The sequence below is a fragment of the Bifidobacterium choladohabitans genome, from assembly GCF_016102005.1.
GTDB lineage: Bacteria > Actinomycetota > Actinomycetes > Actinomycetales > Bifidobacteriaceae > Bombiscardovia > Bombiscardovia choladohabitans.
The window spans coordinates 1-16,291 of the sequence record NZ_JACFPL010000003.1; the positions used below are offsets into that span (position 1 = coordinate 1).

The following is a 16,291-nucleotide window of genomic DNA, read 5'->3' on the forward strand; positions in this document are numbered from 1 at the left end:
ACCCCGCAAGGGGCGGAGCCGACCGGCACTAATGGTCGAGGACAACACAACACCCACCCCCCTGGAGGGGTGGCGGCATCAACCCTACTGCGGATACGACCTGCGGCAATGAGCATGGAACGGCCACAGGCGATCGACAACGGAACACGCGTCCACCATCCGGTCCCCGAACCACCAGAAGACCCCGGACCCCCGGAAGGGGGGACGGCAGAATTGAAGATTCGCGGCGGTCATGGCCTGGGGGAGACGCCCGGTCCCATTCCGAACCCGGAAGCTAAGACCCAGCACGGCAATGGTACTGCACCCGGAAGAGTGTGGGAGAGTAGCACACCGCCGCCATTACACGGAAATATCGGAGGCATCTTCAGGAGGAAATCCTGAAGATGCCTCCTTTTTTCATATTTGCATTTGCCACAGGCCTTAAGAGTCTTCCTCATTACACGATTCTCAAAGAAAATCCATGGAATCTGGTTTAACGGAATACGAAAGGCACGCACGTACCCAGGCTGTCTTGCACGTAACCGGTCTGCGATTTGATATTCGAAAGCATTGATCCGGAACCCCTGGTTTGCTTTGCCGCCTGTTGTTCACGGCCCGGGACACCTAGAATGAAAAGCAGCCAAATCAGGCATGCAAACACATAGACAACGAAAGTGGATGAGCATGAGCACAAGAATCATTCTTGTAGGAGCCACCGGCAGAGTGGGTGCATTGGTCCTCGAGGACCTGGTCCGTGCCGGACATGAGGTAGTGGCATGCGCACGAGGAGCCTCGAAGATTCCGGCCAGCCAGCAGGTGGAGTCCATGACACTGGACCTGCGCGACCCGCTCTCCCAGATAACCGACGCATTCCGTAAGACGCAAGCGGATGCCGTTGTCTTCACCGCAGGCTCGCGCGGCAAGGACATCAACCAGATCGACGCCCTGGGAGCCATGAAGACCATAGAGGCCGCCAAAGCGGTCGGCATTACTAGGTACGTCATGCTGGGAGCCATGTACGCAGCCGACTGGCTGCGCTGGGAGCAGCCCCAGGTCAAGCCCGCCATTGACGCCCTCGCTGATTACTACGTGACCAAGAACATGGCCGACCAGTACCTGATCAGTTCCGGACTGGCCTACACCATCATCGAGCCAGGCAGCCTGACCGAACAGGACGGCACAGGAGCCATCCAGGTAGAGCCGGACGGCCCCGGACCCATACCGATCGCGGATGTTGCACAATGTTTGGCCGACTGCGTCGACCTCCCCCAGACCACAGGCAGGGTCTACAACATCATCGCAGGCGGCACGCCCATCAGACAGGCCCTGACCGCGACGCGGTGACAGACCCTGCCAATTCTTCAAGAGCAGCTCGGACGCCGGACGACGCCAAGCCGAAACGTGTATATACAGTAACGGTAATGGTACCTTGGTTGCAATGCTTGTCGCTGCTGATCGCGCGCTTGCACACTGCGCCCCTGTGATCTTCGGGAAGATGCGGTTGGCTTGGATACAGGGAGGATCTTAAGGAGGTCGTCGATGAACATCACCAATTTTCGGGATCTGGGTGGCATGCGGACCATCCATGGCCGCCGGGTCCGTCCCCACGGGTTCATCCGGTCCGGGCAGCTGGTCGGCCTGGACGAGGAGACCAGGAGGGATCTGGTCGACCGCTACCGGGTGACGCAGGTCGTGGACTTCCGAAGGCCCTTCGAGATACAGGAAAGTCCGGACGACAGGATCGACGGTGTGACCTTTACCAACATTGATCTGCTGGAGCAAAGTGGTACCAACGGCGCTAGCTTGGACGATTTCGCCTCGCTGGGTTTAGCGGATCAGGTCAACGGCCACATGCTGAATGTCTACCATGACCTAGTCATGAATTCTGCGGCCCAGCAGGGGTATGGGAAGTTCCTGCGCATTGTCGTGGGCAACACCCAGGGGGCCACGCTCTTCCACTGCTTTGCCGGCAAGGACCGGACCGGGTTCGCCGCGGCCCTGGTGCTCTGGCTGCTGGAGGTGGACGACGACCGGATATTCGCTGACTATCTGAAGACCAACCAGGAGAGGGTCGCGGCCAACAATCAATTGCTGGACCAGTTCCGCGCCAAAGGCTTCGACCAGGATTCACTGGACGCACTGCAGATTGCGCTCTGCGTCAAGAAAGAATACCTGGCTCATGCCCAACAGACCATGCTCGAGGCATACGGCGATGTCTTCGCCTACGCCCAGCAGGCTCTAGGGTTCGGACCCGACCAGGTGGAGGCCCTGCGCAGCAACCTGCTGGAATAACCGCACAGGGCTTGAGCTGGCTGGGACGGGTAGACTCGAGCCTAGACGTCTATTACGAGGAGGACATTGTGCGATACATGAATTTAGGACGGTCAGGATTCCGGGCCTCCCGTGTGGCCCTGGGGGTCATGCGGATCGATCAGAAGAGCCGCGAGGAAGCGCGGACCATTGTGGAGACGGCCATGAATGCGGGCGTGGACTTCTTCGACACGGCAGATTGCTACCACGCCGGGGCCAGCAGCCGTGCCTTGGGACAAGCTTTGAAGGATCTGAGCGTAGACCGGGACAGCGTGGGCATCCAGACCAAGTTCGGCATCTTCCGCAACCCGGACAGCGACCAGATCACCCGCTATGACTTCTCCAAGGATCATCTGCTGAAGGCCCTGGATGAGGAGCTGGTCAACCTGCAGACCGACCACGTCGACTTCGTGCTCCTGCACCGGCCCGACACCCTGGTCGACTTGGATGATCTGGCAGAAGCTTTCAATGAACTGCAGTCCAGCGGGAAGGTTCGACACTTCGGCGTCAGCAATGTCAACCCCATGCAGGTGGAGCTGCTGCAGAGCGCTGTAAGTCAGCGGCTGGAGGTCAACCAGCTGCAGTTCGGTCTGGGACATACCGGCATGGTCGACCAGGAGATTCACGTCAATATGGGCGACGACCCCAGCCTGGACCATGATGGCGGTCTTCTGGCCTATTCGCGGCTCAAGTCCATGACCATTCAGGCCTGGAGCCCCTTCCAGACCGGATACTTCGACGGTGTCTTCCTGGACAATCCCCGCTATCCTGAACTCAACGCCGAGCTGGACAAACTGGCCAAGCAGCATGGAGTGGCCAAGAGCGCTATTGCTGTGGCCTGGATTCTGCGGCATCCCGCCGGCATACAGGTACTCCTGGGATCCATGAACCCTGAGCGCATCACCCAGATGGCCGCTGGTGCGGATGTGGATCTGACAGCTCAGGAATGGTACGACCTCTATCTCAGCGCAGGTCACGACCTGCCCTGATCCCCTTGCATGGTCGCTCACGTCCGCCCGGGGTCTGCCTGGGTTTACCGTTTCAGGTTATGAAGGATTGTGCCCTGCCAGTCTGATCTTGCATTGATTTTCTCGCGTCATCTGGCAGGGCTTGCCTGTCTGGGCATCGGGCGCCGTGAGTGCAAAAGTTGCACAGAAGGATAGTCGGATCGGTTTCGAGGTAGTCGTACGCTGTCATGCATTATTTCACCCCACGACGTTGCGCTGTTACGTCCAAGATCATGTATCACGATCGGGTCAAGGCCCAGCAGGCCGCCGACCGCAGCATGGTCGAACGCGACGTTCTTCTATGGGTCTACCGCTGTGACTACTGCGGTAGCTGGCATCTGACCAGCCACGAGCCGGGCTCCTACCAGCGCATGAGGGCAGTCTCGCGAGCTTCGAAACCACACAGCCGCAAACGTGGGTACAAGCCTCGTCGCAGGTGAGGCAGTCATTGCCCTGCAGCCCATGCATTCCTGGTGATTACCAAGCTGATTCTGGTTGATTCTGGTTGATTCCGCCGGCCCCGAGCAGCAAGATTGGATTCCGTTGATCTCGCTGCTCGGGGCCGATCGGACTTTATCCCTCCACCAACCAGGCCGGTGAGCTTGTCGGGTGGGCCATACGCCTGTGCGGCTGGCAGGGATTTCGTTGCCTAGCAGGCCGGGTCGAAGCCCTGCCGGCGGATCGAATCCAGCATGGGTTCATGGCCGGAGGCAGGGTTACGAACCTTGTCGGCCATTATGGCGCTGAATGAGCGGTGGGGATCGTCCATGTGCCGGATGTCGCGATAATAGCGGGTGACCGTCTGGTCGAAGTCGGCCAGGGCATCCTTCATGTCTGCATCATCTTCGGCCAGCTGATAGGTGTTGGTAAAGATTTGTGCCTGACGAGGCATCCTTGGCTTGGGATCCGGATCCTGGGCCGGGTGACCGATGGCAAGACCCAGCACCGGATAGACCAGTTTGGGTAGTTTCAGCAAATCGATCAATTTGTTCGTGTCATTGATGACGCTGCCCAGAATGACTCCGCCCAGGCCCAGCGCGTTGGCGGCGGTCTCCATGGCATGCAGGGCCAGGACAGCATCGTTCTGCGACTGCAGGAAGACATAACCGGAGTTGAGCAGGGTGGTATCCGGGTCCAGATCATCGGCGAATCGTCGGACCAGGTCGGCATTGCGACGCTGGTCCGCCAGGAAGATGTAGAGCAGCGGGGCTTCGGCTACATAGCGCTGATGGGCCATGTCGGCGATGGCAAGTGCCTCATCATGATCCGTTACTCTGATGGCCGACCATTCATGGAAGTAGCGGCTGGTCGCAGCGTGTTGGGCCGCCTGCTCAAGCAGGGCGACGGTCTGTTCGTCAACGGGTTCGTCTGTGAATCCGCGGATGGAACGTCGCTCTAGCAAGGTCCGTATGGTGGGATTGTCGGCCGGATTCGTGGCCGGGGTTTTCTGCGCGTTTGATAAGGTCATTTTGACATTCTGACCGTCAATGCCTTCCAATGCAAGACCTTGTCGTCAAAATCACGCAATCAGCGTTATCAGGCCCATCCTGGCGTCAGTCAGCAGCCTGTGCTTTCAGCGCTGATGGCGGCGATCGATCAGAGCCTGGGAACCACGCTCGAACAGGCCGGAGACCAGCGCGGTGACGGCTGCCGACAGAACGCCGAAGAGTAGGCCGGCGGTAGCGCTCTCCTGTTCCTCTTCGGGGTTGTCCACGCCTCCGTTGCGCTTGCGGACCAGTCCGCTCCAGAAGGCCTGGAAGAGTTTGCCTGCCAGCAATGCAGCGATGCTGGGAAGCGCGAACTTGACCAACTTGTCTGTCAGCGAGTCCGGGTCCGATTCAATCGAGTTGCGCATGTCATTCACCTTGCCGTCCACCTGATGAAGCATGCCGACCACTTGGTCGGCCATCCCGCCAGGTTCCCGTCCTGAGTCCGTCATAGGTCCATTATCCCACACGCATGGGGTTAAAATACCATGCATGGATACTGTGAAAAACGCGGCGGGCAATGATGCCTCGGCTGAGAGTGAGGGCTACGCCGTGCTGTTACGGCATGGTCAGACTATTTGGAGCAAAACAGGACAGTATACGGGACGCACTGATATTCCCTTGACTGACCAAGGGTGTGAGCAAGCTAGAGAGGCTGGTCGGAGGCTGGCCAAAGCCTTCCCCAAGGGCTTTGATGCTGGTTGTGTTTTTTCAAGCCCCCTGCAACGTGCCAGGCAGACAGCCGAACTGGCCGGCTTTCCTGATCCGACACCGATGGACGAGATTCTGGAGTGGGATTATGGTCCGGCCGAAGGGCATCGTCCTCAAGATGTGGTGGCTAGTCTCGGCCGTGACTGGAAACTGTGGGTCGACGGCCCTCAGGCCTTGGGCATCAACGAACTGACTGGTGACCGAGTGGTCGTTCTGCCTTCAGGCAATCGTGTTCCAGTGCACGTGACCCGCGGTGAAAGTCTGGATCAGGTGGCCGCTCGTGCGCGAGAGATAGTCAAATGGCTTGAACCCCAGGTATACGCGGGGCGGCATGTGCTCCTGGTGGCGCACGCCCATATCCTGCGCATCCTGACCACGCAGTGGTTGGCCCTGGACCCAAGCAAGGCCCAGTTGTTCAGGATGAATACGGCGCGTTACGGTGTTCTTGGCATCTACCAGGGAGAACGCGTGCTCAGGCAGTGGAATGTGTGAGTCATCATCCGAATGGGACTCTCTCGAATATTTGATGCTTCTAGTCTGTTGTCCAGATAGATGCGGTGTGCACAGAACCCGATAAGCTTGTTAGTGCGAGGGCATGTCATCGATGGACGGGGACGAAAGACAGGTCGGACACCGCTATCGACCGGTATCATTGCAACTTCAACAATTCAATGATATGAGATGCTGATGCATCCACTGATGTTTCGGTTGTTGTGACGATTAAGCCCTATGACCGCACAGGATCATTAGGATGGACTGGGATGGTTACATTGCAAGATGTCGCACACGCGGCAGGGGTGTCGATCGCGACCGCTTCGTGGGCTGTCAATGACAATAAGGATGTCAGAATTCCTGAGGAGACCAAGAAGCGCGTAAGGCGTATAGCGAAGAGCATGGGGTACAGAAGAAACGCCCTGGCAAGCGGCTTGGCGCGTGGGCGGTCCGACTCAATCGGATTCATCAGTGATGGTGTTGCTACTTCTCCGTTTGCAGGTCAGGTCATCCGTGGTGCTCAGGATGAGGCTTGGCGCAATGGCAAAATACTGTTGGTGGTCGATACCAACGGCGATTCGCGTATAGAGCACAGCGCGCTTTCATTCATGCTGGAGAGGCAGGTTGAAGGCATCGTCTATTCCAGTTGGGTGCATCACGAAGTAGTCCCTCCTAAAGAATTAAGGCAGGTCAATTCGGTTCTGGTAAATTGCTATGACCGTGACAGTACATACCCGGCAGTCGTGCCAGATGAGGTACAGGGTGGTTTGACCGCAACCAATCTGCTCATTGCTGCGGGTCATAAACGGATAGCGTTCATCAATCAGTCGGAATCTTCACCTGCTTCGGTTGGGCGTTTGCGGGGATATCGTCAGGCATTGGAACAGGCGCAGATTTCCTTCGACCCCTCCTTGGTGATTCTTGCCAAGGCCGATCAAGAGGGTGGGTATGGAGCGGTGGACGCGCTGATGAAGACAGGGGCTACTGCGGTATTCTGCCATAACGATAGAACGGCCATGGGCCTGTACGACGCTTTGAGGGAGCGTGGAGTGCGTGTTCCCGATCATCTTTCGGTCGTTGGGTTCGACAACCAGGAAGTGATTGCGGCCCACCTTCATCCTGGCCTGACAACCGTGGCTCTTCCCCAATACGATCTCGGTGTACTTGGAGTGCGCATGCTGCTTGAGCCGTCGTCGGACAGGAAACACTCAAAGGATGCGGAAAGTGTCCCCGCTGTAAGACCAGGGCCCAAGGATTTGCAGGAATATCAGCCGGTGCATGTCTCTTGCCCCTCAGTGGTCAGGCGCTCTATTGCCGTGCCGGCGCGCTGACGGTTTTACTTAATAAGTAGGCCTTGCACTCAGCAACACATCCGCCTGCGACAGGCTGGACCGTGATTTGACAAAAACAGGGAAGCAGCTATTCTGGATAGTGCTTAAGCGATTAAACAAGGGAGAATAATCGCAGATTCATCGATCACGGCTGATCGAAACGACAAGAACAGATTGGATTGACTCAGTGAACACGCTATACTATCAAGCCCCGGGATATTGGGTGGGGGATTGTATGCCTTTCGGCGAGGGCGACACCTTTTACATCTTCCACCAACGCGACGATAGGGATCCTGAGCCGTTAGGAAAGCCGTTCGGGTGGTCCCTGGTTACTACAAAGGACTTCATCCATTATGAAGATCATGGCGTGGTAATCCCACACGGTGGTGAGCATGATCAGGATCAGTTCATTTATGCCGGCTCTGTTTGCAAAGTCGATGATCGCTACCACATCATTTACACCGGCTACAACAGAAATATCGAGAACGAAGGAGGGCTTTCTCAGGTTCCGATGCATGCTGTCAGCAGCGACCTGTATCACTGGCGCAAAGTGGGCGAACCATTGCCCTTCCTGCCTCAAGATGGGTATGACCCTTCTGATTGGAGAGATCCTTGGGTGACCAGGGATGATGAGCAAGACCGGTATCTGGTCTTGCTGGGCGCTCGACAGCCCGGTCCGAAGACAAGACGAACCGGCAGGACAGTCTGCTTTTCATCGCCGGATTTCGTGAACTGGAAATTCGAGGGCGATTTTTGGGCCCCGGACTTGTATACGATGCACGAGATGCCGGACCTGTTCAAAATGGGAGACTGGTGGTATCACATAGTCACCGAGTACAGCGATAGGCACGGGATGACCTATAGGATGTCGAGGAGCTTGAACGGGCCTTGGCTGCAGCCGCCGGACGACGGTCTGGAAGGAAGCGCATATTATGCCGCACGAACCTTCGCACTGAACGGCCATCGTATACTGTTCGGCTGGGTTGGGACCAAGGAAGGGGATCAGGACACTGGCAATTATGAATGGGGCGGCACATTCGTGCCTCATGAAATCTTCCAGCGGCCGGATCATACTTTAGGCGTTAAGCCAGTCAATACGCTCTGGGACGGTTTTGTCGATCGGAAGCCCATCGATGACTTTGCCATGCAAGGTGACGATGGCAGAGTGCAACATAGGATTGCCGACCATCTTGGCAGTCCTTTTGCCTTTGAAGCCGATGTCAGATTCGCCCCTTCCACTCGCTCCTTCGGGGTCGTCTTGGAGGAGGATCCGGAGACCGAAGCAGGCTATCAGTTCCTGTGCAAGGTTGACGAGAACCGATGCACGTTTGAGGGAAGTCCGAACTTTCCCTGGTTCAACACTATGAATATAGGTCTGACCAGACCTGTGCGCCTGGATGCAGGCAGCACCCATCACTTGCAAGTCGTTGTGGACGATACGATTGCCACCTTATACATTGACGGGGTGGCCTTGAGCACCAGAATGTACCGGTCCAGCGGTGGGTCCGTCGGTATGTTCGTAACCGACGGTTCTCTCAAACTCTCGAATGCTTGGATATCAAATACGGTAAGGAGATGATGGTTGTGGAACGGTAAAGGCGTATGCGATGACGGGGAACATCGTTGAGGCTGATAACAATTGCTTAAGCGCTTATGCTAAGCATGCACACAGGATGTGATGATGAGTCAAGGCTTCCAATGGAGGAAGGCATGAATACAGTCAGGAAAACGACGGCCGTAATCGCAGCCGCGGTACTCACAATGGGCGTTCTCTCGGGTTGTGGAGGAACAGGATCCAGTAGCAGCTCGCAAGGTCGGGTCTACTACATGAATCAGAAAGGCGAAAACAATGAACAGTTCGTCCAGCTAGGAAAGCTGTTCACTAAGGATACAGGCATACCATTCGATATTACGACCGCTTCCCCAGGCAATTATGGACAAACCCTGAAAAGCGAACTCGCCAAGACAAATGCACCGACGCTTATTGGCCTGGACAACAATGACTTTCCCAACTGGGTGGATTATTGCGATGATCTTTCCGGGACGCGCATGTACAAGGATCTGCAGAACCGTGATTATGTGCTCAAAGATGGCGATACAGTCAAGGCCATTCCTTTTGTGCTTGACCGGTATGGCATTATCTACAATCGTGCGATTCTGAAAAAATATTTCGCCGCAGACTGGGCGAGCATTCACTCCGAACAGGAAGTCCGAGGATTTGATGCTCTCAAAAAAATGGTCGAAGAGATTCAGGCTCATAAAAGCGATCTAGGCATCAAAGGAGCATTCACCTCTGCTGGATTCGAGGCCAGTTCACGGCCTAGGTACGGCGACATGCTGCCGCATATACCGGTGTTTTACGAATATCGAGATCAGAACACGACGGTGATTCCTTCAAAGGTATCGGGCAAGTATGTGCCTAATCTCAAGAAGATATTCGATTTGATGATCAAGAACGAGACGGTTGCGCCAACACAGCTTTCAGGCGCGACCCTGGACGATGCTATTTCGGAATTTGCGCTTGGTGATGCGGCTTTCATCGAGATGGGATCGTGGGCGTATCCACAGCTGCGCGGCAAGAAAGTCTCGGATAAGGATATGGGAGTTTTTCCGCTGTATATGGGAATCCCGGGTGAGGAAAACTCCGGGTTAACGATCAGCTCCAACTATTTCGCCATTAACAGCAAAGCCTCGCAAAAAGACAAAGACGCTACCAAGAAGTTTCTGGACTGGATGCTCGATAACGATGGAGCCAGAAAAATCGTCACTGACACCATGGGCTTCGAGACTCCTTTCAAATCCTATGCCAAGGCGGGTTTCAAAACGAAGAATCCCATACTGCGTGCCAATGATGTTTATGCCAAGCGGAACTGTTATGACTTGGTCATCCGCCCGCTTCCCACGGCTCAATGGGCTTTGACCATGGCCGATGCGATGTTGGAATACGCACAGGGGACTGGACCATGGTCCAAGGTTGAATCGTCCTTCGTCGATGGGTGGACATCCGAGTACAACACGGTTCACAAGTCGTGAGGGAAGCTTGACTGCGCCGTAATCGGAGTGGAACTGGCGCGGTTGTGCATGAGTAAAGGATATACACGGTACGCATGCCGCGCGAACACGGGATGTCTGTTCGGCGGGATGCGCACCGGTATGGATGAATCATTGGATTCTGTCTCGGAGGTTGATAATGATATCGATGGCCGGCAAGACGATTTCCCGTTGGTGGGCCTTGTTCGTCTTGCCTACGTTTGTGGCATTCGTGATTGGATTCGTCATCCCCTTCATATTGGGGATTTGGCTGAGTCTATGTCGTTTCACGACTATTGCAGAGGCCAATTTCATAGGAACGAAAAACTACGCTGCAGCCATATCGGATCCTGAATTCTGGCATGCTTTGTGGTACACGGCCTTGTTTACGGTGGTCACTACGGTAATCGTCAATGTGTGTGCCTTCGCGATCGCCAGTCTGCTAACGAAGGCGATAAGGGGAGCGAATCTTTTCCGGTCGATCTTCTTCATGCCCAATCTGATAGGTGGCATCGTGCTCGGCTATATCTGGATGCTGTTGCTCAACGGTGTCCTCCAGCATTGGGGTAAGTCCATCACCTTTTCAGGTACGTACGGATTCTGGGGAATGGTATTGCTGATGTGCTGGCAGCAGATCGGTTACATGATGATTATCTACATCGCCGGGTTGCAGACCCTGCCCGGTGATGTCATCGAAGCTGCATCGGTTGATGGAGCAAGCGGCGCCCAGACCCTGTTCCATATCACCATTCCGCTGATGATGCCATCAATAACCGTTTGTACGTTTTTGTCGATCACCAATGGCTTTAAAATGTTCGATCAGAATTTGGCTCTGACCAATGGAGCACCGTCCAATTCTTCAGAACTGGTTGCGTTGAACATTTATAGGACATTTTACGGACGGGCTGGGTTCGAGGGAGCAGGCCAGGCCAAGGCGGTTATTTTCTTCGTCATCGTGGCCCTTGTCGCTATCCTGCAGAACAGGCTTACCGCTCGCAAGGAGGTAACCGCATGAGTGCCAAAGCCAAACATTCAGGCTGGTGGACACTGTTCTTCACACTGGTGTGCCTACTGTGGGTATTCCCGATAGTGCTGGTGGGTATCAATTCCTTCAAGGACAAAGTCTATATCACTCATGATGCCTTCTCCCTTCCGCTGGGCGACATGTTCGCGGGCCTCGACAATTACCGAAAGGGCATTGAACAGACCAACTTCTTTGCCAGTTTTGGATGGACGGTAGTGGTAACGGTAGGATCTGTCGCACTGATTCTGCTATGTACTTCGATGTGTGCCTGGTGGATCGTCCGGGTGAACAATCGTACGGCAAAATCGCTGTATCTGGTCTTCCTCTTCAACATGATCGTTCCCTTCCAGATGGTGATGTTCACCCTGTCCAAGATGGCCGACATTATAGGGCTCAACACGCCTTGGGGCCTGTGGATCATATATCTTGGGTTCGGCTCCGGACTTCCGGTGTTCATATTCACCGGAGTGGTCAAGGGAATCCCCCAAGAGCTGGAGGAGTCGGCCATGATTGACGGGGCGAGTGTCCCCAGGACCTTTTTTGAGATTGTTGTGCCCATCATGAAACCCTCCATAGTGTCAGTGGCGATTCTGGAAGCCATGGGAATCTGGAATGACTTCCTGCTGCCCTATTTGACCTTGGACCTGCGGAAATATCGGACCATCAGCATTGCAGTGCAATATCTCAAAGGCGGTTACGGGACTGTCGACATGGGAGCGATGATGGGATGTCTGGTCATGGCTATCATTCCCATAGTCATTTTTTATGTGATCTGTCAGAAGTACATCATCAGTGGAGTGTTGGCTGGTGCTGTAAAGGGCTGAAACTGCAATTCCTCCATGGTCCCTGGGCTGCTTTCTTAGGCCCGGGGACCATTTTCATTCCTCCGACAGGCTGTTTGGCTAGCCTGGTTGCAATACCGCGGACGGTATGTGCTGAGCAGGAGCCTCAGTCTGCCTGTCTGCATCATCGGAGGATTTTGTGACAGTAGAGCTGATTTTGAATTGCAAACGGTGTCATTAATATATGTCATCTCTTCGTCTCTAAGACTTGCCGCAGATTGAAGGATAGTTGCTGTTTCTCCAGTGATCGTAAAGGCTGAGTAATGATTTGCAGGCAAACAAGTTTCTTATTATGATAACGTGTGCAATACAAGTAGTCGCTTGGCGCTATGTCATTGATGGCGATTCGGTGTTGGTAATGGCCTTTCCGGGCAAGGACGGGGAAGGCCACTGTCAAAGCAGACCGGGCCGAGGCGAGGTTTGGCATCAATGGCGAGAATGGAGGAACTGCCCAATGACGGAATTGACTGAGCCAAGAGCATCAATATCAGCAGCCGAGTTTGCTGAGGGGGTTCGCAAACGACTGGTTCAACGCTGGGGAGTCGATGAGGCTGCAGCATCGCCGGTTCAGATTTATCAAGCAGCTTCTCAGCTGGTACGCGATCGTATGGCAACATCTTGGAAGTGCAGCAATCGACGCATGGCCGAAGGCACGACCAGGACTGTGGGCTACTTGAGCGCAGAGTATCTGCTGGGGCGGCAATTGCCCAATGCTCTTCTGGACGCAGGGATGACTGATCAATTTAATGAAGCCATGCGGGAATTGGGTTTTGACCCCGATGACGTCATCGAAGCAGAGCATGAGCCCGGTTTGGGCAACGGCGGATTGGGCAGACTGGCAGCCTGCTTTATGGATTCTTTGGCCTCGCTTGATCTGCCGGCCATCGGGTATGGTATTCGGTACCGCTATGGCATATTCGAGCAGGTCTTCGATGCAAATGGCAGACAGTCGGAAAAGCCCGATGACTGGTTGTCTGCCGGCGATGCCTGGGGATATCGACAGATGGAGAGAGCGCAACGGGTTGCTTTTGGAGGACAGGTTACGGGGCAGGATGGCCACAGGGTTTGGCGCCCGGCCTGGTCGGTTCAGGCGGTTCCTTATGACTATCCGATCCCTGGTTATGCATCCGGGCGTATAAATACGCTTCGTCTCTGGCAGTCTGAAGCATATGACGGCTTTGATCTGCAACGCTTCAACCAGTCAGACTATGGCGGTGCGGTACAGGCTCAGGTGCGAGCGAATACCATCAGCGCGATCCTTTATCCCGAGGATTCCACTGCGGACGGCAAGCGTCTCAGATTAGAGCAGCAGTATTTCTTTGTCGCTGCATCCTTGGGCGATGCCATAGCGACCTTCTACCATGGTCAGGATCATCCTGATCTGAGCACTCTGCCTGATCATATTTGCTTCCAGTTGAACGATACGCATCCGGTCATTGGCATCGCCGAACTGATGCGCATCCTTTTGGATGACTTCGGCTATGAATGGACGCAGGCGTGGGAAATCACACAGAGGACTTTCAACTATACTTGTCATACCCTCTTGCCAGAGGCTTTGGAGGAGTGGCCGCGCTCGCTTCTTGCGGAATTGTTGCCCAGGCATATGGAGATCATCGAGCGCATCGATGCTGATTTTGTCAAATATTTGAGGGACGAACAGGTTGATCAGGAGCGGATTGATGCCATGCGTATCATCACGCAAGGTGAGGATCCTACAATCCGCATGGCCTATCTGGCTACGGTTGGGTCCACCAAGGTCAACGGTGTTGCACAACTGCATTCCCGACTTCTGCAAGAGGTCACGCTCAGGGACTTTCACACAGTTTATCCCGGCAAATTCACCAACGTAACCAATGGAGTGACTCCTAGACGCTTCATGCGATTGGCCAATCCGCGGCTCTCGGATCTGATTACGGAAGGTTTGGGAACTGATTCTTGGGTTGCCGACCTTTCCAAGCTGTCTGGTTTGGAACCGCTGGCCGATGATGACGACTTCGTGGCGCGCTTCATACGCGTCAAGGATGACAATAAAAGGGATTTTGCTCTCTACGCTCAACGACGGTATGGCTTCAGCCCCGACCCCTCAACCATGTTCGATGTCATGGTCAAGCGCCTGCATGAGTACAAGCGGCAGTCGTTGAAAATACTGGCCGTTATTGCTGATTACGCCGATATGATCGCCGGAAGATCCGACAATGATCGGGTGCAACCAAGAACGGTTATTTTCGGTGCAAAAGCAGCTCCTGGTTACGCCATGGCCAAGCTGACCATCCAGCTGATCAACAATGTGGCCAGAGTCATCAATGCGGATCCAAGGACCGATGGACTGCTTAAGGTGTATTTCCCGGCAAACTACAACATCAGCATGGCAGAACACCTGATTCCCGCCACTGACCTTGATGAGCAGATTTCGCAGGCCGGCAAGGAGGCCAGTGGAACAAGCAACATGAAATTCGCGCTCAATGGGGCTCTGACTGTCGGAACTTTGGACGGGGCAAATGTGGAGATACGCGAGAAGGTGGGTGCAGAGAACTTCTTTGCTTTCGGGCTGAACGTGGATCAGGTGCATGCTTTGGATGCTGAGGGATATGCTCCTATGGCATATTATGACAAGGATGCTCGTCTGAGAGCTGCTATTGATATGGTGGCATCAGGAGCCTTTTCGCATGGTGATCGTGATACTTATCGCAAGCTTGTCCAGGATTGGCTGAAGCACGATCAATTCATGGTCATGGCTGACTTCGGAGCCTACATGGATGCTCAGCGCAGGATTGACCAAGCATACAGACAGCCCGATCAGTGGGCTCGCAAAGCCATACTCAATATCGCCCGATGTGGCTCTTTCAGTTCCGATCGGGCAGTGGAGGATTATCTGACCCGGATTTGGATGCCAGGGACACGCAGATAAGCGGGGCCTGACGATTGCAGGAAGGTCACCGGGGAGGTTTGGTTGTATCCCTGAGGATCAGGTGCGTGGGGAACATTTGGTAAAGTTCCCCAGCGTCCTTTCCGGTGATCAGGCTGAGTATCTTGTCTGCTGCCGCCCGGCCCATGGCGTAAGGATCCTGTTGTATGGTGGTCAGTCCGATTGCGTCGCTGTAGGTGCTGTCGTCAAAACCGATAACGGATAGATCGTCAGGAACTTCTCGGCCATAGCGATGAAGACGGTAGAGAATTGGTATAGCCAATTCATCAGTTTGGAAGCATACAGCTGTCGGCGCTGGTTCCAGCGCCAGGAGTTGGGACAAGGCTGAGTTGTAGACATCCTGCCCGAGAGGACATTGTATGGCCGTGGCTTCATCCTGAATGTCCGCCCTGCGACAGGCATCCATAAAGCCTTCAAGCCGCTCGTCAGCCCTATAGCGGAAGGGCGAACCGTGCCCTGCCCTAATGAATGCTATTCGTCGATGGCCTAGGCCGATCAGATGGTTGACAGCCAGACGCATGGAGTCGTGATCGTCGATATAAACGGCTGCGTCAAATTCCTTGATGGCCGGGATGTTGATGCCTACGATAGGCACATCCATGTTTCCCAGCCTGGCGATTTCATCCGGTTCTATGTTGAATGAACAAACCACTACTGCATCCGCGTTCCGGCGAACCGGCAAATCGGAGAAAAATCGGCTGCGTGCTTCAAATGTATTCATTGTGTAAATGGAGATATCGTAGCCCGATTGTTGAAGAACGTCATTGAGGCCCGCGAAGACAAGGCTGTTGAACCATTTGGTCACACTGTCGCTTATGAGCATGGCAATGCGCATGGATTGTCCTGACTTCAGCGCTGCTGCCGATCTTGATATGCTAAAGTCCAACTGGCTGGCGATTTTAAGGACTTTTGCGCGGGTTTTCGCGGAAACCAGCTGTGGACGAGTGAAAGATCGGGATACGGTGGAGACCGATACGCCAGCTTTCCTGGCAACGTCCTGGATGGTGGATTTCACTGGGCGCCTCCGATTGCCGAAGAGGAGGCGTCCGCTGGGGATGCCGTTATGGTGCAGCACCTCATTCGAATCCTCCTCCATGATCCAGTTCGATGTGACGGAGCTTGCCCTCTTACCTTATAGATAACGATAGCAAT

Annotated in this window: 14 protein-coding genes and 1 rRNA gene; 12 read left to right on the plus strand and 3 right to left on the minus strand. The window is 54.7% G+C overall.

Features of this window, described 5'->3' with window-relative positions; translation table 11 throughout:
- Window positions 1-222 precede the first annotated feature (222 nt).
- From rrf to H3S97_RS06155, 5 genes are all read left to right on the plus strand, one after another.
- Window positions 223-339, plus strand: a 5S ribosomal RNA gene (gene rrf / locus H3S97_RS06135).
- A 324-nt stretch (window positions 340-663) separates the two neighbouring features.
- On the plus strand, window positions 664-1,323 hold the full coding sequence (locus H3S97_RS06140) for an SDR family oxidoreductase (RefSeq protein WP_198220008.1): 660 nt from the start codon (window positions 664-666) through the stop codon (window positions 1,321-1,323).
- A 195-nt stretch (window positions 1,324-1,518) separates the two neighbouring features.
- A complete protein-coding gene (locus H3S97_RS06145) occupies window positions 1,519-2,271 on the plus strand; it encodes a tyrosine-protein phosphatase (RefSeq protein ID WP_198178550.1) in 753 nt (250 codons plus the stop codon).
- A gap of 68 nt (window positions 2,272-2,339) precedes the next feature.
- Window positions 2,340-3,278, plus strand: coding sequence for an aldo/keto reductase (locus H3S97_RS06150; RefSeq protein ID WP_198220009.1), 939 nt, complete (start codon window positions 2,340-2,342; stop codon window positions 3,276-3,278).
- Between the two features lie 206 nt (window positions 3,279-3,484).
- Window positions 3,485-3,736 carry a hypothetical protein gene (locus H3S97_RS06155; RefSeq protein WP_198220010.1) on the plus strand — a complete coding sequence of 84 codons (252 nt, stop codon included), beginning with the start codon at window positions 3,485-3,487 and terminating at the stop codon, window positions 3,734-3,736.
- 209 nt (window positions 3,737-3,945) lie between these two features.
- Here H3S97_RS06155 and H3S97_RS06160 read toward each other — a convergent pair whose 3' ends face one another.
- Together H3S97_RS06160 and H3S97_RS06165 are read right to left on the minus strand one after the other, a co-directional pair.
- Window positions 3,946-4,764 carry a nitroreductase family protein gene (locus tag H3S97_RS06160; protein ID WP_198220011.1) on the minus strand — a complete coding sequence of 273 codons (819 nt, stop codon included), beginning with the start codon at window positions 4,762-4,764 and terminating at the stop codon, window positions 3,946-3,948.
- A 105-nt stretch (window positions 4,765-4,869) separates the two neighbouring features.
- Window positions 4,870-5,235 carry a DUF4235 domain-containing protein gene (locus tag H3S97_RS06165; protein ID WP_198220012.1) on the minus strand — a complete coding sequence of 122 codons (366 nt, stop codon included), beginning with the start codon at window positions 5,233-5,235 and terminating at the stop codon, window positions 4,870-4,872.
- Window positions 5,236-5,275: 40 nt separating this feature from the next.
- On the opposite strand from H3S97_RS06165, the gene H3S97_RS06170 reads away from it, so the two are divergent.
- The 7 genes from H3S97_RS06170 (at window position 5,276) to H3S97_RS06200 (ending at window position 15,121) form a co-directional block, all read left to right on the plus strand.
- A complete protein-coding gene (locus H3S97_RS06170; protein ID WP_198176990.1) occupies window positions 5,276-5,986 on the plus strand; it encodes a histidine phosphatase family protein in 711 nt (236 codons plus the stop codon).
- Between the two features lie 269 nt (window positions 5,987-6,255).
- Window positions 6,256-7,317, plus strand: a complete 1,062-nt coding sequence (locus H3S97_RS06175) for a LacI family DNA-binding transcriptional regulator (RefSeq protein ID WP_198220013.1) — start codon at window positions 6,256-6,258, stop codon at window positions 7,315-7,317.
- A 235-nt stretch (window positions 7,318-7,552) separates the two neighbouring features.
- Complete coding sequence (locus H3S97_RS06180; RefSeq protein WP_232356342.1) at window positions 7,553-8,896, plus strand: glycoside hydrolase family protein; 1,344 nt, start codon at window positions 7,553-7,555, stop codon at window positions 8,894-8,896.
- Window positions 8,897-9,027: 131 nt separating this feature from the next.
- A complete protein-coding gene (locus H3S97_RS06185; protein WP_198220015.1) occupies window positions 9,028-10,350 on the plus strand; it encodes an ABC transporter substrate-binding protein in 1,323 nt (440 codons plus the stop codon).
- Window positions 10,351-10,507: 157 nt separating this feature from the next.
- Entirely contained in the window at window positions 10,508-11,362 is an 855-nt protein-coding gene (locus H3S97_RS06190; RefSeq protein WP_198220016.1) for a carbohydrate ABC transporter permease, read from the plus strand.
- Entirely contained in the window at window positions 11,359-12,195 is an 837-nt protein-coding gene (locus H3S97_RS06195; RefSeq protein WP_198187657.1) for a carbohydrate ABC transporter permease, read from the plus strand. The genes H3S97_RS06190 and H3S97_RS06195 overlap by 4 nt, the downstream gene beginning before the upstream one ends.
- A 472-nt stretch (window positions 12,196-12,667) precedes the next feature.
- A complete protein-coding gene (locus H3S97_RS06200; protein WP_198220017.1) occupies window positions 12,668-15,121 on the plus strand; it encodes a glycogen/starch/alpha-glucan phosphorylase in 2,454 nt (817 codons plus the stop codon).
- A gap of 25 nt (window positions 15,122-15,146) precedes the next feature.
- Here H3S97_RS06200 and H3S97_RS06205 read toward each other — a convergent pair whose 3' ends face one another.
- Window positions 15,147-16,235 carry a LacI family DNA-binding transcriptional regulator gene (locus H3S97_RS06205; protein WP_198176986.1) on the minus strand — a complete coding sequence of 363 codons (1,089 nt, stop codon included), beginning with the start codon at window positions 16,233-16,235 and terminating at the stop codon, window positions 15,147-15,149.
- Window positions 16,236-16,291: the final 56 nt, after the last annotated feature.

What these genes read in the sequence shown, in the direction of transcription:
- H3S97_RS06140 (WP_198220008.1), top strand. Translation starts at nt 664, where the DNA reads ATGAGCACAAGAATCATTCTTGTAGGAGCCACCGGCAGAGTGGGTGCA.
- H3S97_RS06145 (WP_198178550.1), top strand. Translation starts at nt 1,519, where the DNA reads ATGAACATCACCAATTTTCGGGATCTGGGTGGCATGCGGACCATCCAT.
- H3S97_RS06155 (WP_198220010.1), top strand. Translation starts at nt 3,485, where the DNA reads ATGCATTATTTCACCCCACGACGTTGCGCTGTTACGTCCAAGATCATG.
- H3S97_RS06160 (WP_198220011.1), bottom strand. Translation starts at nt 4,764, where the DNA reads ATGACCTTATCAAACGCGCAGAAAACCCCGGCCACGAATCCGGCCGAC.
- H3S97_RS06165 (WP_198220012.1), bottom strand. Translation starts at nt 5,235, where the DNA reads ATGACGGACTCAGGACGGGAACCTGGCGGGATGGCCGACCAAGTGGTC.
- H3S97_RS06170 (WP_198176990.1), top strand. Translation starts at nt 5,276, where the DNA reads ATGGATACTGTGAAAAACGCGGCGGGCAATGATGCCTCGGCTGAGAGT.
- H3S97_RS06175 (WP_198220013.1), top strand. Translation starts at nt 6,256, where the DNA reads ATGGTTACATTGCAAGATGTCGCACACGCGGCAGGGGTGTCGATCGCG.
- H3S97_RS06180 (WP_232356342.1), top strand. Translation starts at nt 7,553, where the DNA reads ATGCCTTTCGGCGAGGGCGACACCTTTTACATCTTCCACCAACGCGAC.
- H3S97_RS06185 (WP_198220015.1), top strand. Translation starts at nt 9,028, where the DNA reads ATGAATACAGTCAGGAAAACGACGGCCGTAATCGCAGCCGCGGTACTC.
- H3S97_RS06190 (WP_198220016.1), top strand. Translation starts at nt 10,508, where the DNA reads ATGATATCGATGGCCGGCAAGACGATTTCCCGTTGGTGGGCCTTGTTC.
- H3S97_RS06195 (WP_198187657.1), top strand. Translation starts at nt 11,359, where the DNA reads ATGAGTGCCAAAGCCAAACATTCAGGCTGGTGGACACTGTTCTTCACA.
- H3S97_RS06200 (WP_198220017.1), top strand. Translation starts at nt 12,668, where the DNA reads ATGACGGAATTGACTGAGCCAAGAGCATCAATATCAGCAGCCGAGTTT.
- H3S97_RS06205 (WP_198176986.1), bottom strand. Translation starts at nt 16,235, where the DNA reads ATGGAGGAGGATTCGAATGAGGTGCTGCACCATAACGGCATCCCCAGC.